The organism is Candidatus Palauibacter soopunensis (assembly GCF_947581735.1).
Taxonomy (GTDB): Bacteria; Gemmatimonadota; Gemmatimonadetes; order Palauibacterales; family Palauibacteraceae; genus Palauibacter; species Palauibacter soopunensis.
Map to the genome: position 1 here is coordinate 359409 of NZ_CANPVT010000002.1, position 13519 is coordinate 372927.

General features: G+C 69.0%; 10 protein-coding genes. 7 read left to right on the forward strand and 3 right to left on the reverse strand.

Features of this window, described 5'->3' with window-relative positions; all coding sequences use genetic code 11:
- Window positions 1–11: 11 nt before the first annotated feature.
- Both RN901_RS01845 and bla read right to left on the reverse strand, forming a co-directional pair.
- Window positions 12–1331, reverse strand: a complete 1320-nt coding sequence (locus tag RN901_RS01845) for an FAD-dependent oxidoreductase (RefSeq protein WP_310755215.1) — start codon at window positions 1329–1331, stop codon at window positions 12–14.
- A 4-nt stretch (window positions 1332–1335) separates the two neighbouring features.
- Window positions 1336–2784 (reverse strand): class A beta-lactamase, encoded by a 1449-nt coding sequence (gene bla / locus RN901_RS01850; RefSeq protein ID WP_310755217.1) that lies wholly within the window; start codon window positions 2782–2784, stop codon window positions 1336–1338.
- Between the two features lie 151 nt (window positions 2785–2935).
- Here bla and RN901_RS01855 point away from each other — a divergent pair, with 151 nt between their 5' ends.
- The 7 genes from RN901_RS01855 (at window position 2936) to RN901_RS01885 (ending at window position 11714) form a co-directional block, all read left to right on the forward strand.
- Entirely contained in the window at window positions 2936–4213 is a 1278-nt protein-coding gene (locus RN901_RS01855; RefSeq protein ID WP_310755218.1) for an ArgE/DapE family deacylase, read from the forward strand.
- A gap of 148 nt (window positions 4214–4361) precedes the next feature.
- Window positions 4362–5519: a Fic family protein gene (locus RN901_RS01860; protein ID WP_310755220.1), complete on the forward strand. Its 1158-nt coding sequence runs from the start codon at window positions 4362–4364 to the stop codon at window positions 5517–5519.
- The gene (locus RN901_RS01865; RefSeq protein ID WP_310755221.1) at window positions 5516–7120 is read left to right on the forward strand and encodes an amidase family protein; all 1605 of its coding nucleotides are present in this window, start codon (window positions 5516–5518) and stop codon (window positions 7118–7120) included. The genes RN901_RS01860 and RN901_RS01865 overlap by 4 nt, the downstream gene beginning before the upstream one ends.
- A gap of 63 nt (window positions 7121–7183) precedes the next feature.
- Entirely contained in the window at window positions 7184–7510 is a 327-nt protein-coding gene (locus RN901_RS01870; protein WP_310755223.1) for a hypothetical protein, read from the forward strand.
- A 21-nt stretch (window positions 7511–7531) separates the two neighbouring features.
- Window positions 7532–7801, forward strand: coding sequence for a hypothetical protein (locus RN901_RS01875; protein ID WP_310755225.1), 270 nt, complete (start codon window positions 7532–7534; stop codon window positions 7799–7801).
- Window positions 7798–8199 carry a type II toxin-antitoxin system VapC family toxin gene (locus tag RN901_RS01880; RefSeq protein WP_310755227.1) on the forward strand — a complete coding sequence of 134 codons (402 nt, stop codon included), beginning with the start codon at window positions 7798–7800 and terminating at the stop codon, window positions 8197–8199. Before RN901_RS01875 ends, RN901_RS01880 begins: the two co-directional genes overlap by 4 nt.
- Window positions 8200–8381: 182 nt before the next feature.
- Complete coding sequence (locus RN901_RS01885; RefSeq protein WP_310755230.1) at window positions 8382–11714, forward strand: hypothetical protein; 3333 nt, start codon at window positions 8382–8384, stop codon at window positions 11712–11714.
- A gap of 31 nt (window positions 11715–11745) precedes the next feature.
- Here the strand turns inward: RN901_RS01885 and ggt are convergent, their stop codons facing one another.
- Window positions 11746–13449 carry a gamma-glutamyltransferase gene (ggt, locus tag RN901_RS01890; protein WP_310755233.1) on the reverse strand — a complete coding sequence of 568 codons (1704 nt, stop codon included), beginning with the start codon at window positions 13447–13449 and terminating at the stop codon, window positions 11746–11748.
- Between the last annotated feature and the right edge of the window lie 70 nt (window positions 13450–13519).

Genomic DNA, 13519 nt, shown 5'->3' on the forward strand with positions numbered 1-13519 from the left:
ACGCCTGAAGGTCAGCCGATGACCGAGTAGGACGAATCCGGGTTCATCGTCCGGAGTCGACTGAAGAATCCGAGATCACAGTCCCGCCTCGTATACTTCATATGGAACTGTACCGGATCGACGTCGTGGTCGCGCCCGTCCTCGACCGCCTCTATCAGCTCCGCCATGAGCTGGCCCGCGACCGGCGCGTTCTTGAACTGGTTCCCGGACGTCCCCACCGCCATATAGAAGCCGGGCAGGTCCGACTTGTCATAGATGGGGATCCAGTCGTCCGACACATCGTAGAGGTCGACGAGTCCCTGCCGCGCCTCCGGGACCGGGAGTCCCTTCACGCGCTGCGCCTCGCGCAGGACCTGCGTCCTCCACTGATAACTGAACGTATTGTCATAGTCGTCCGGGTCCTCCACCCACTCCAGATCGTCGCACGGCGGATCCTCGGAACCGATCAGAATGTGATTGCCGACTTCCGGCCGCGAATAACACCCGATGTCGCTGTCCGAAATCAGCATCCCCACGACGTTATAGTCGACGCCCTCCGGCGCGGGCACGTGGCACACCTCCTGCTTCAGGGCGCGCGTCTTGATGTTCATCCCCTCCTCAACCCCCGCCATGCGGTTGATGACGAAGGAATGGGGACCGCCGACGTTCACGACGACAGGCGCCCGGACTTCGGACCCGTCCTTCAGTCGAACCCCGGCCGCCCTCCCGTTCTCCCGCAGGATCTCCGTCACCTCCGTGTTGAAGCGGAACTCGCCCCCGTGCGCCTCGCACCCGAGTTGGACGTTGTGGCAGCACAGTTGCGGGTCGTTGATGTAGCCGGATTCCGGGATATAGAGGGCCCCCGCCACGTTGCCGCCCGAGGGCCGGCCGAACCCCGGATCCTCCTCCGTCACCGGAGGCCCGAACTGCCGCGTGTCGAGGACGGAGAGCTTCTCCCTCATCCCCTCCGCGTCCAGGTCCTCGTACGCGACGTGGAGTTCGTCGAGACTCTCCTTCACCCGCTGCAGGTGGTGGTTCTTCTCCGTCTTCGTGACGAGGCAGCCGGTGTTGACGTAGCGCGCGAGCCCGGAGGGATCCGGCACGCCGACGTACTTCCCCCAGTCGAGCCAGTAGAAGTAGGACTCGCGCGCCATGGCGACGCCGTCCGGGGTCGAATAGTGGAGGCGGATGATGGCGCAGGTGTTCGAGGTCGAGCCGTACCCGGCGGCGGGGAGCTTGTCGACGTTGAGCGTCCGGAACCCGCGCTTGGCCAGTTCGAATCCGGTGCAGACGCCGATGACGCCGGCTCCGATGATGATCGCGTCGTAGTCCCTGGCCATCGCCTCGCTCACCGCCTCACCCGCCGATGCGTTCGTACACCGCGTGCGATACGCGCTCGTTCCCGTCCGCGTCCGTGCTCCGGTATTCGTTGTCGATCCGGTTTCCGTCCTCGGACAGGACGTTGATGATGACCTGCGTGACGCGGCCGTCCCGCCGGCTCGTGATCCGGTTCGTATAGCGGTCCACGACCTCCACCGCCGTCTCGACCCCGTCCCGCCCGGTCACGGGCCGGAATTCGCCGTCGAACATCGTGTCGTAGCTCCACTTCGCCTCGCCGCCGCGGGTGTTGGTGGACTCGACAGTGATCTTCATCCCGCCGTCCCCCCAGGGTTCATAGGTCATCACGTTGAGAGCCGGGGGCGGCGCGTCGGAGCGCAGCTTCCACACGCCGTAGCGGGGGTTGGCGCGGTCCGCGGCCGGATCCCCCGGGCTCCCGGGGTTGAACAGGAAGTAGTCGTAGATCGCGCGGGAGATCTGGGCGATCGTCGCCTCGCGCGCCGGGACCGGCCGCTCGGAGTCCTTCACGAACACGACCGTGATCACGTGCCCGGCCCCGTCGGGAAGGTAGATGTACCCGACGTCGTTGGTGGTCCCGCCGATCGTCCCCGTCTTGTGGCCGACCGGGGTGCCGGGCGGCAGCACGCCCTTGATGCGGCCGGTGCCCGTCTGCACTCGCAGCATGACGTCCTTGAAGACCTCCGTGTTCTTCGAGCCCAGCGCCTCGCCCGCCCAGGTCATGGCGAGCAGGTGCGCCATCGCGCGGGGCGTCGACGTGTCGCGCGCATCGGTCGAGAAGGCCTCCCGTGCCGCCCCGCGCTCGTCCGCCGTCACCTCCGCGGCCCGTTCCCGGAACTCCGCCATCGAGATGCGCCCGTCCGCGGGGGTCTCGACGCCGGAATAATCGCCGATCAGCGACGAGGTCGGACGGTCCACGCTCAGTCCGTCGACGCGCAGTTCCGCCATGCGCGCGTTCACGGCGTCGGGGCCGCCGGCCGCGGTGAGGGTGAGGTCCGTCGCGCTGTTGTCGGAGATGAGGAGCATCAGTTCGAGCAGGTTCCGGAGGGAGAGCGCCACCCCGGGGTCGTCGAACAGGTTCGAGATCGTCCCGCTGCCGGGATGGATGTCGGAGGGTTCGAGTTCGACCATGTCCGCCAGCGAGATCTCGCCGCGGTCGACCCGGGACAGGAGCTGCACCGCGATCGGAACCTTGTAGGTCGAGGCCATGGGGAAGCGCTCGTCCTCGTTGAACCACACCGCGCGGCCCGTCTCGATGTGGACGGCGCCGACGCCCACCGTGCCCCCGCTGCCGGGCGCCAGGCGCTCGATCTCCGCCAGAAGACGGCCGAGACCCGGGTCCCCCGCGGGCGTGACGGACTGCGCCGCGACCGGGACGGCGGCCAGCATCCCGATGGCCAGCGTCGCCGCGGCCAGTCTCGTGAACGAATGTCGTGTCCGGACGCGCATCGATCATACTCCGTGGTTCGTTTGAGCCGGGTCCTGCTTCCGCCGGTACGGTAGCCGTTGCGCAACGCGCGGACGAGACCACCGGTGCCGGGTCGCCCCGGCGGCCCCGCCGGTGGCATACTCCGCGATCCACGCAGGCAAGAGGGAGACGATGCCGGACGACAATCGCGCGCTGACCCCTGAGGAACGCCGCGCCGTTGAGGCGGTGGACGCGGACCGGCTCTTCGCGCTTCTGGCCGACTTGATCGCGATCGAGAGCGTCGCGAACCGCGAGACGCCGGCCCAGGAGCGGGTGGCCGAGGAGATGCGGGCCATCGGCCTCGAGACGGACGTGTGGCAGATCGACTTCGAGCGGCTGCGCCGACACTCCGCCTACACCGCCGACGTGGAGCGTCACGAAGGTCTCGGAGTCGTCGGCAGCATGGGACGCGGCGAAGGCCGCACGCTGATCCTGAACGGGCACGTCGATGTCGTCCCCGCGGGCGAGGTCGAGCGCTGGACGCACCCGCCGTTCGAACTCACGCGTCGCGCCGGTCGCCTGTTCGGGCGCGGGGTCGTGGACATGAAGGGGCAGGTGTGCGGCGCGCTGGCGGCGGCGTGGGCGCTGCGCGACGCGGGGATCGAACTGGACGGCGCGCTCCAGATACAGAGCGTGATCGGCGAGGAGGACGGCGGGGCTGGGACGCTGGCGACGATCGAGCGCGGGCACACGGGGGACGGGGCGATCGTCGTCGAGCCGACGGAGTTCGTCATCGCGCCCGCGCAGGCCGGCGCGCTCAGCTTCCGGCTCACGGTCCCCGGCCTCGCCGCGCACGGGGCGATGCGGGAAGAGGGCGTGGACCCGGTAGAGAAGTTCATTCCCATCTTCCGGCGACTCCGGGCCCTCGAGGCGGTCCGGAACCGCGACGTGGCCGACCCGCTGTTCCGCGGGGAAGCGCTGCCGTACGCCCTGACCATGGGACGGCTCCGGGCGGGGATCTGGCCCTCGACCGTGGCCGAGAGCCTCATCGTGGAGGGCCGCTACGGCGTCGCGCCCGGAGAAGACCTCGCCGGGGCGCAACGCGCGCTGGAGGATGCCGTGACCGAGGCCGCGTCCGGTGACGCCTGGTTGCGCGACCACCCGCCCACGGTCGAGTGGATCGGGGCACAGTTCGCCCCCGCCCGCACGGACGCGCGCGACCCTGTGGTCGGCACCCTGGCCGGCGCCGTGCGGTCACTCGGCGGCACGGAACCCCGCGTCGGGGGCGTGCGCTACGGCGCGGACATGCGGCTCCTCGTCAACCACGGCCACGTGCCCACCGTGCTCTTCGGCCCCGGCGACGTCCGCGAGGCCCACCGCCCCGACGAGAGCATCCGGGCCGCCGACCTGGTCGAACTGGCCCGCATCCTCGCCGTCACCGCCATCCGCTTCTGCGGCATCCGGGGCTGAACCCGAGTCCATGGCGTTGCCGACCGTGTCTCGGGGGCGTGGGCCATCCGCTCATGCCTTGCGCTCAAACCCTCGCAATTAAAGGTTGGGGCATGTTTTTTTATTAGCGGCGCACGCTATTCAAATCACTTAACCAGGCGCTGTCCCCATGATCCGCGGTGCGACCGGTCGCTACGAGACAAGCGCGGCAGGCGGCGAGACGGTCCGGGCGTTCGTCCCCGCGCCCCTTCCGCCGCAGCCGGACCTGGACCTGAAGACCCTGCTGGACCCGCTGGAGAAGGCGTCGCTGGCCCTCGGCAGTTTGGACAGCTTCGCCTCCCTCCTTTCCGATCCCCACATTTTCCTGTTCAGCTACGTCCGCAAGGAAGCGGTCCTCTCTTCCCAGATCGAGGGCACCCAGTCCTCGCTCTCGGATCTGTTTCTCTTCGAACTCGAACCGAAAACAGGTGCTCCGTTCGACGAGATCACAGAGGTGTCCAACTATGTGGCCGCCCTGGAACACGGGCTGCGGCGGATGCGGGAGGGGTTCCCGTTCTCCAACCGTCTCATTCGCGAAATTCACGCCACTCTGCTCCGTAGCGGAAGAGGCAACAAACAGGCTCCGGGCGAGTTCAGGCGCTCCCAGAACTGGATCGGCGGCACCCGGCCCGGAAACGCGAGTTTCGTCCCGCCCCCCGCGCATGCGGTCGAAGAATGCATGTCGCGGCTGGAACGTTTCCTGCACTTTCCCGCTGCGGGCCTGTCCCCGATCCTCAGGTCCGGTCTGGCCCACGTTCAGTTCGAGACGATTCATCCCTTCCTCGATGGGAACGGGCGCGTGGGCCGACTGCTGATCACCCTCCTGCTCTGCCACGATGGCGTACTGCGAGAGCCGCTGCTGTACCCGAGCCTCTATCTGAAGCAACATCGCGATACGTACTACGCCCTCCTCGATGAGGTCCGGCGGACCGGCGATTGGGAGCGGTGGCTCACGTTCTTCCTCGACGGTGTGGCGGAGACCGCGACCGACGCCGTCGCCAAGGCGCAGCGCATGCAGGAGCGGTTCGAGGAAGACCGCGCGCGGGTCGAGCGTTCCGGGCGGGCGGCGGGTTCGAGATTGCGTATTCACCAGGCGTTCCGGGACCGTCCGGTCCGAGACCTCCCCGGCCTCGTCCGGCAAACCGAGTTGTCCTTCCCGACCGTGTCATCCGCGGTGAAGGCACTGGAGCGGTTCGGGGTCGTCCGGGAGATTACGGGCAAGGCACGCGACCGTGTCTTCGCCTACGAGCCGTATCTGGCCATTCTCAACGAGGGGACGGAACCATGAAGACACGTGCAAAAGTGAGCCTGCGCGATTTCTTCGACGGCTCGGCGTTGCCGTCGCTCATCCTGATCATCGCGCTCGTCGCGGGCGGAGTCCCGCTCGCGGCGCAGTCATTCGCGGTCGAGGAGACGACGGTCGCGGAAGTCCACGCGGCTTTCCGGGCGGGCGACCTCACGTGCGAGGGTCTGGTCGGGGCCTACCTGGCGCGCATCGACGCGTACGACAAGCAGGGGCCGCTTCTCAACTCGATCGCCGTCGTCAACCCGCGCGCCCTCGAGGAGGCCCGGGCCCTTGACGCCGCCTTCGCGTCCGGCGGCCCCACCGGGCCGCTGCACTGCGTCCCCGTCCTCCTCAAGGACCAGGTGGAGACGAGCGACATGCCTACGACCTACGGGTCGGCGCTCTTCGCGGGCTACATGTCGGAGCGGGACGGGACCATCGTGACGCGGATGAAGGAGGCGGGCGCCCTCATCATCGCAAAGACGAACATGGGCGAGTTCGCCTCGCGCTACGTGGGGTCCGGGTTCGGGATCATCCGCAACGCGTACGACACGGGGCGGAACCCGAGCGGCTCCTCCGGCGGCACGGGAGCCGGCGTGGCGGCGAATCTCGGCCTCATCGGCATCGGCGAGGACACGGGCGGCTCCATCCGGGGCCCGGCGGCGGTGGCCTCGCTCGTCGGCCTCCGTCCCACGCTTCCCCTCGTGAGCCGGTTCGGGATGATGCCCGCCAACCCCACCACCGACACGATGGGTCCGATGACCCGCACCGTGATGGACGCGGCCATCCTCCTCGACGTCATCGCCGGCTACGACCCCAACGACCCCGTGACGGCGTATTCCGTGGGCCAGGTTCCCGACTCCTACGCGGCCGGACTCGACGCGGGGGCGCTGACCGGCGCCCGGATCGGCGTGATCCGCGAGCCGATGGACCGCTCCGTGGACACATCATCGGACGGGTTCCAGCAGGTGCGCGCCCGCATGGAGGCGGCGATCGGCACTCTCCGCGACCTGGGGGCCGAGGTATTCGACGTCGCAATCCCCGGAATCGAGCAGGTGAGCACCGTCTTCGGCGCCAACTCCTACGAGACCGAGGAGGTGACGGATGCCTACCTCGCCGAACTCCGCGACCCGCCGTACCGCACGCTCGCATCCATTCTGCTGAGCGGCCGCGTCAACCCGTGGCGGGCCGCCGGCATGGCCGATCTCCTGGGGAAGACGACCCGTGATCCCGGCTACCTGGAATACCTCCTGGCGCGCGACCGGGTGAGAGAGGACGTCATGGCGACGATGGCCGAGCACGACCTCGACGCCTTCGTCTACGCCACCTTCGACCACCCGCCGGACCTGATCGCCGAGGATGTGGAGACGAACCCCGCCCCGGCCGACCGCTACGCCCTCGGCGACAACCGCTCGCTGAGTCCGCTGACGGCGCTCCCGGCGCTCACGGTGCCCGCGGGATTCACGGACGACGGCCTTCCGGTGGGCCTCGAGTTCCTGGGCCGTCCGTTCACGGAGGCGATGCTCCTCGGCTTCGGCTACGCCTACGAGCAGGCGACAAATCACCGCCGCCCACCCCCCACCGCCCCACCCCTCGGACGTTGACTCGACCGACATGCACCATCATATTGTGCATGTGTCACAGTCATGCACACCCAAGAGAGGTCAATGTCGAGGATTCACTTCGTCGTCAAGAAAAGCGCCAGGCTCCGCTACCAGGCCCAGGCCGACCGCGAGGGGAAATCGCTCGCGCAGTGGCTGCGTGAAGCGGCCGACGAGAAACTGGAGGCCGCGCGTCCACGCCTGTTCACCGTAGAGGAACTCAAGGCGTTCGCCGCCAAGTGCGACGCGATGCATCCCCCCGGCGCCAGGGAGCCGAGCTGGGGAGGAAACCAAGCGGATGCTCGTCGAGACTCGGTTCCCGGATCCCGGCGTATGATCTTCGTCGACGCCAACGTTTTAATCTACTTGTCTGAAATCCGACAATCGGCGTGAGGCCGGGGGAAGAAAACGATCGTGTCCCGCATTCACTTCGTCGTCAAAGAGGCGGAAAAGGTCCGCTACCAGGCGCAGGCCAGTCGAGAGGGGAAGTCTCTCGGGCAGTGGTTGCGCGAAGCCGCTGACGAGAGGCTGGCCGCGGCCCGTCCGCGCAAGTTCACTCTGGAGGAACTTCGCGAGTTCAACGCCGCGTGCGATGCGCGGCGGTCCGACGCTCCTGAACCCGACTGGCCCGAAGTGAAGCGAGTGATCTCGGAGTCCAGACTGTCCGGGATCGAGACCACGTGATCTTCGTCGACACGAACGTCTTCATATACCACGTCGGCCGTCAGCACCCGCTGCGTCGGGAGGCGCGCGAGTTCATCGCTAGATCATTGGCACGCGATGACCATCTCGTCACATCCGCGGAAGTGCTCCAGGAACTGCTCAACTTCTACTTGAAGGGCCACCGACTGTCCGCCCTCGACGACGCTTTCACGCTCGCGGAAGCCTGCATTGACGAAGTGTGGGCCGTGGAAGAGGCGGACGTCCTGACCGCTCGGAATCTCGCGAACAACCATCCCGGGCTGGAGGCGCGAGACCTCGTTCATCTTGCCTCCTGCATCCGGCGGGAGCCCGACGACCTCATGACGTTCGACCGGGCGCTGGCCGCGGCTTGGCGGTCGCGGTCGCCCGGAAGGAACTGACGCGATCTCGCGGCGGGGCGCCTCCGCGTCGCCCTCCCCCTCATTCCGCAGCGTCCGCCGTGTCCGTTCGTCGCTCGCCGTGCCCTGTCTGCCCCGTGTCTACCGAGATAGCGTATCCGGCGGAATCTTCGCAGAAACCCCGGCACGGGCTGCCTGCCCGTGGCAAGAAGGAGAGCAGCGAGATGACGGATTCGTCGAGACGGCGTGCGTCGCGCGCGCGGCTGGTGGTCGGTTTGGGCGTCCTGATGGGGCTTCCCGGAGCCTCACCCGCCTGGGCGCCGGAGGTTCGGGCCCAGGAGGTCGATCAGTCGCTCGTGGCGGAGGTCGTGGCCGGCCTGCCCCTGCGCGAGATCGGCCCCGCGCTCATGGGCGGCAGGATCGCGGACATCGCCGTGCACCCGCACCGGAGCAGCACGTGGTACATCGCGGTCGGCTCCGGCGGCGTGTGGAAGACGACGAACGCGGGCGTGACGTGGGACGCGATCTTCGAGGACGAGTCCGTGTACTCGATCGGCGATGTCGCGATCGATCCCGACAACCCGGACGTAATCTGGGTGGGGACGGGGGAGAACGTGAGCGGGCGCCACGTCGGCTGGGGGGACGGCGTCTACCGCAGCCGCAACGGCGGGGAGACGTGGGAGAACGTCGGCCTCGGGGATTCGGAGCACATCGGCAAGATCCTCATCGACCCGCGCGACAGCGATGTGATCCTGGTGGCGGCCGAGGGGTCGCTCTGGGCACCGGGCGGCGACCGGGGCGTGTACAAGTCCACCGACGGCGGCGACTCGTGGCGGCTCGTGCTGGAGATCGACGAGAACACCGGCGTCACCGACATCGAGTTCGCCCCCGGCAACCCGGACATGGTCTACGCGGCGGCGTACGAACGGCGGCGCAAGATCTGGGGACACCTCGCCGGCGGACCCAACTCGGGCATCTACAAGTCGACCGACGGCGGCGAGAACTGGCGCCGGATCACGGCCGGACTCCCGAGCGGCGATGTCGGAAAGATCGGACTCGCCGTCACGCCCGCGAACCCCGAGGTCGTGTACGCGACCATGGAGGCGAACGACGAGGAGCGCGGCTTCTACCGGTCCCTCGACAAGGGGGAGAGCTGGGAGCGGCGGAACTCCTACATCTCCGGCGGCACCGGGCCCCACTACTACCAGGAGATCGAGGCCTCGCCGCACGACGCGGACGTCGTGTACCAGATGGACGTGTTCATCCAGGTCACGCGGGACGGGGGCGCGACCTTCGGCAACCTCGAGACGGGGCGGGAGAAGCACAGCGACAACCACGCGCTGTGGATCGACCCGGAGGACGGGCAGCACCTGATCGTCGGCACGGACGCCGGGCTGTACGAGAGCTTCGACGACGGGCGCACGTTCCGGCACTTCCCGAACATGCCCATCTCGCAGTTCTACAAGCTGACGCTCGACAACGCGGAACCGTTCTACAACGTGCTCGGCGGCGCGCAGGACCTCGGCACCCTGTGGGGTCCCGCCCGCACCACGAACATCGAGGGCGTGCGGAACCGGGACTGGTACGTGCCCATGGGGGCCGACGGGTACGCGGTCCAGATCGACCCGAGGGATCCGGACATCCTCTACCTGCAGACGCAGCAGGGGAACCTCTACCGCTACGACCGGGGCAGCGAGGAGGCGCTCGACATCCAGGCGCAGCCCGCGCCCGGCGACCCGCCCGAACGCTGGAACTGGGACGCGCCGGTCCTCATCAGCCCGCATGACCCCGACCGGATCTACCACGGCTCGCAGCGCGTCTGGGCGAGCGACGACCGGGGCAACTCCTGGACGGCGATCAGCGGCGATCTGACGACGGACGTAAACCGCTACGAACTGGAATTCATGGGCCGCGTATGGAGCGTGGACGACCTCATCGACAACGGCGCCATGTCCAAGTACGCGACCCTCACCGGGATCTCCGAGTCGCCGGTGACGGCGGGCGTGATCTACACGGGGAGCGACGACGGACTCATCCACGCGACGGAGGACGGCGGCGCGAACTGGCGGCTCGCGGGCGCCCTCCCCGGCGTGCCCGAGCGGGCGTTCATCAATGACGTGGAGGCGTCGCAGTTCGACGCGGCGACGGTCTTCGCCGTGGCGGACAACCACAAGGAGGGCGACTTCCGGCCGCTCGTGTTCGAGAGCAACGACGGGGGCCGCACGTGGCGCTCGATTTCCGGCGATCTGCCGAACGGGACGATCCTGTGGGCGATCGAACAGGACCACCTGAACCCGAACCTCCTCTTCCTCGGGGCGGAGTTCGGGATGTACGCGAGCGTGAACGGGGGCGAGAACTGGCACATGCTCCCCGGGCCGACGATCCCGCACCGCGATCTGGAGGTCCAGCGGCGCGACAACGACGTGGTCGGGTCGACGTTCGGCCGCGGCTTCTACGTGCTGGACGACTATACGCCGCTGCGCGAGCTGGCCGGCGGGGAGAACACCGCGATGGCCGCTGCGGACGGCGGAGCGCTGTTCCCGGTTCGCGACGCCTGGTGGTACGTCCCCTCGGTCCCCATGCAGGCGCGCGGCAAGCCGACGCTGGGGTCGGACGACTACACGGCTCCGAACCCGGACTTCGGCGCCGTGATCTCCTACTACTTGCCGGAGACACCGACGACGATGGCGGAGGCGCGCCGCGCGGCCGAAGCGGAAGTGCGAGCGGCCGGGGGAGACGTGACGTTCCCCGGCTACGACGCGCTGAACGAGGAGACGACCGAGAGCGGCCCGCGGGCGCTGGTTGCGATCGCCGACGCGGACGGCCGGACCGTGCGCTGGGTCGCCGGCCCCGCGAGCAAGGGACTCCACCGCGTGAGCTGGGATCTGCGGGCCCCGGCGCCCGATCCGATCGACCTCACGGTCCCCGGCTTCACGCCGCCGTGGGCGGGACCGCCCCAGGGGCCCCTCGTCGCCCCGGGCGAATACTCCGCGCAACTCGTCGTCGTCACGGCCGAAGGCGCGCGGGAGGTCGGCCAGGCGCAGACTTTCGGAGTGAAGGCGGTGCCCACGGCCGATCCGGGCACGGACTTCGGGGCCGTCGTCGCCTTCCAGAACGAAGCGTCGGAGCTGAGGCGCCGCATCGCATCGGCGGGCGAGGAAGTCGGCCGCGCCCGCGACCGGCTGCGTCACATGCGGGCCGCCCTCCTCGAGGCGCCGGACGCCCCGCTGGACCTGTTCGGGGACCTCGATGCGCTAGGCGCCCGCCTTCAGGAGTTCTCGATCCGTCTCTTCGGCGACCCGGCCCGGCAGCGCCTCAACGAGCCCACCGTACCCTCGATCTCGAACCGCGTGGGACGCGTAATCGGCGGCCACTGGGACACGCGCCAGACGCCGACGGCCACCCACCGCCGCAACCTGGAGATCGCCGAGACGGACTTCGGCGCGTGGCTGTCGGATTTCCGGAACTTCATGGACGGTGCCTTCGCCAACGCCGAAAGCGCCCTGGAAGCGGCCGGAGCCCCCTGGACCCCCGGCCGCCGCCTCCCCGGCAGCTAGCCCAACGTCGCCGGGGCCTCGCCGTCGGCCGTCAGTGGCCGATGGCGAGGCCGTCCTTGCGGGGGTCCGACGCGCCGGCCCAGCCGCGGTCCAGCTTCATGACGAGCTGACCGCCGCCGAACGAGGCGCTCTCCCAGTCCACGAGCTCGTGGCCGAACGCGCTCATGCCGGCTTCGAGTCCGTCCGTCAGCCGCTCGACCGCGACCCGGAGCCCGCCCATGTGGCGGAAGCGGGCCGCGTCGATCGCCTGCTGCGGGTCCATCCCGAACTCGATCATGTTGAGGACGACCTGGGTGTGCCCTTGCGGCTGCATCGACCCGCCCATGACGCCGAACGCCATCAGCGGCTCTCCGTCCCGCGTCACGAACCCGGGGATGAGCGTGTGGAAGGGCCGCTTGCCCGGTGCGACCTGGTTCGGGTGCCCGTCCTCGAGCGTGAAGCCGGCGCCCCGGTTCTGCAGCACGAAGCCCGTCCCCGGGACCACGACGCCCGAGCCGAACGAGCCGTAGATGGAGTGGATGAAGGAGACCATGTTCCCGTACCGGTCGGCGACCGACAGGTAGATCGTCTCCGTGGCGGTCGCGAACTCGCCGGGCTCGACCCGCTCGGCGGCCACCGCCGGGTTGATGAGCGCCCGCCGCGACGCGAGGTAGTCGGGGTCGAGGAGTTGCTTCGGGTCGATCTCCATGTGGTCGGCGTCGCCGACGTGCCGGGCCAGGTCCGCGAACGCCACCTTCTTGGCCTCGATCAGGTGATGGAGGTACTCCGGCGAGTTATGCCCCATCCCCGCCAGGTCGAACGGCTCGAGCATCCCCAGCATCTGCAGGGCGGCAACGCCCTGGCCCGCGGGCGGCAACTCCCAGATCGTCCACCCCTTGTAGTCCATGGACAGCGGCTCGACCCAGCGCACCTCCATCGCCGCCATGTCCTCCGGCGTGAGGTAGCCACCGAGTTCCGCGAGTCCCTCCGCCACCCGCGTGCCCAGCTCGCCTCCGTACATGGCGGAAGGGCCTTCCGCCGCGATCGTGCGCAGGGTGCGAGCGAAGTCCGGGTTCCGGAACCACTCGCCCGCTTCCGGCGCCCGCTCGCCGTCGATGAGGTAGGTTGCCGCGGCCCCGGGGTCCGCCTGCAGCTTCCGCAACTGCCCCTGCCACTGACCCGCGATGATCGGCGTGACGGGAAAGCCCTCCTCGGCCAGCGCGATGGCCGGCGCCACGAGTTCGGCGATCGGCCGGCTCCCGTACTTCTCGTTCAGTGCGCCCCAGCCCGCGATCGCCCCGGGCACGGTCACCGCCCCCGGCCCCGAGCCCGGCACGCGGTCGTAGCCGTCCGCCCGGATCCGTTCCGGCGTCATGTGGGTCCCGGCGCGGCCGGTCGCGTCCAGGCCGACGAGACGACCCTCCTCCGCGGACCAGAAGAGCGCGAACAGATCGCCGCCCAGCCCCGTCATGTGCGGTTCGACGAGCGAGAGTACGGACGAGGCCGCGATCGCCGCGTCGAAGGCGTTGCCGCCGTCGCGCAGCACACCGAGCGCGACGCTCGACGCCATGGGCTGGCTCGTCGCGACCATCCCGTTCGGAGCGTAGACGGTGGATCGCCCCGCCATGGAACCCGGAGCATTCATCGCGGCCTCCTGACTTGACGAGTTCCTGAGACTCTCCGCGTCCGCGGTGCCGCAGGCGGCGGCGGTCACGGGGAGAACGGCGAGGACGAGAGTCGTGGCAACGTCGCGCATGCACATCATTCGGCTGATCCCCCTGACTGATCCCTCTGAGGGTTAGCGGTGGGCCCGAACCGGGCGCCGC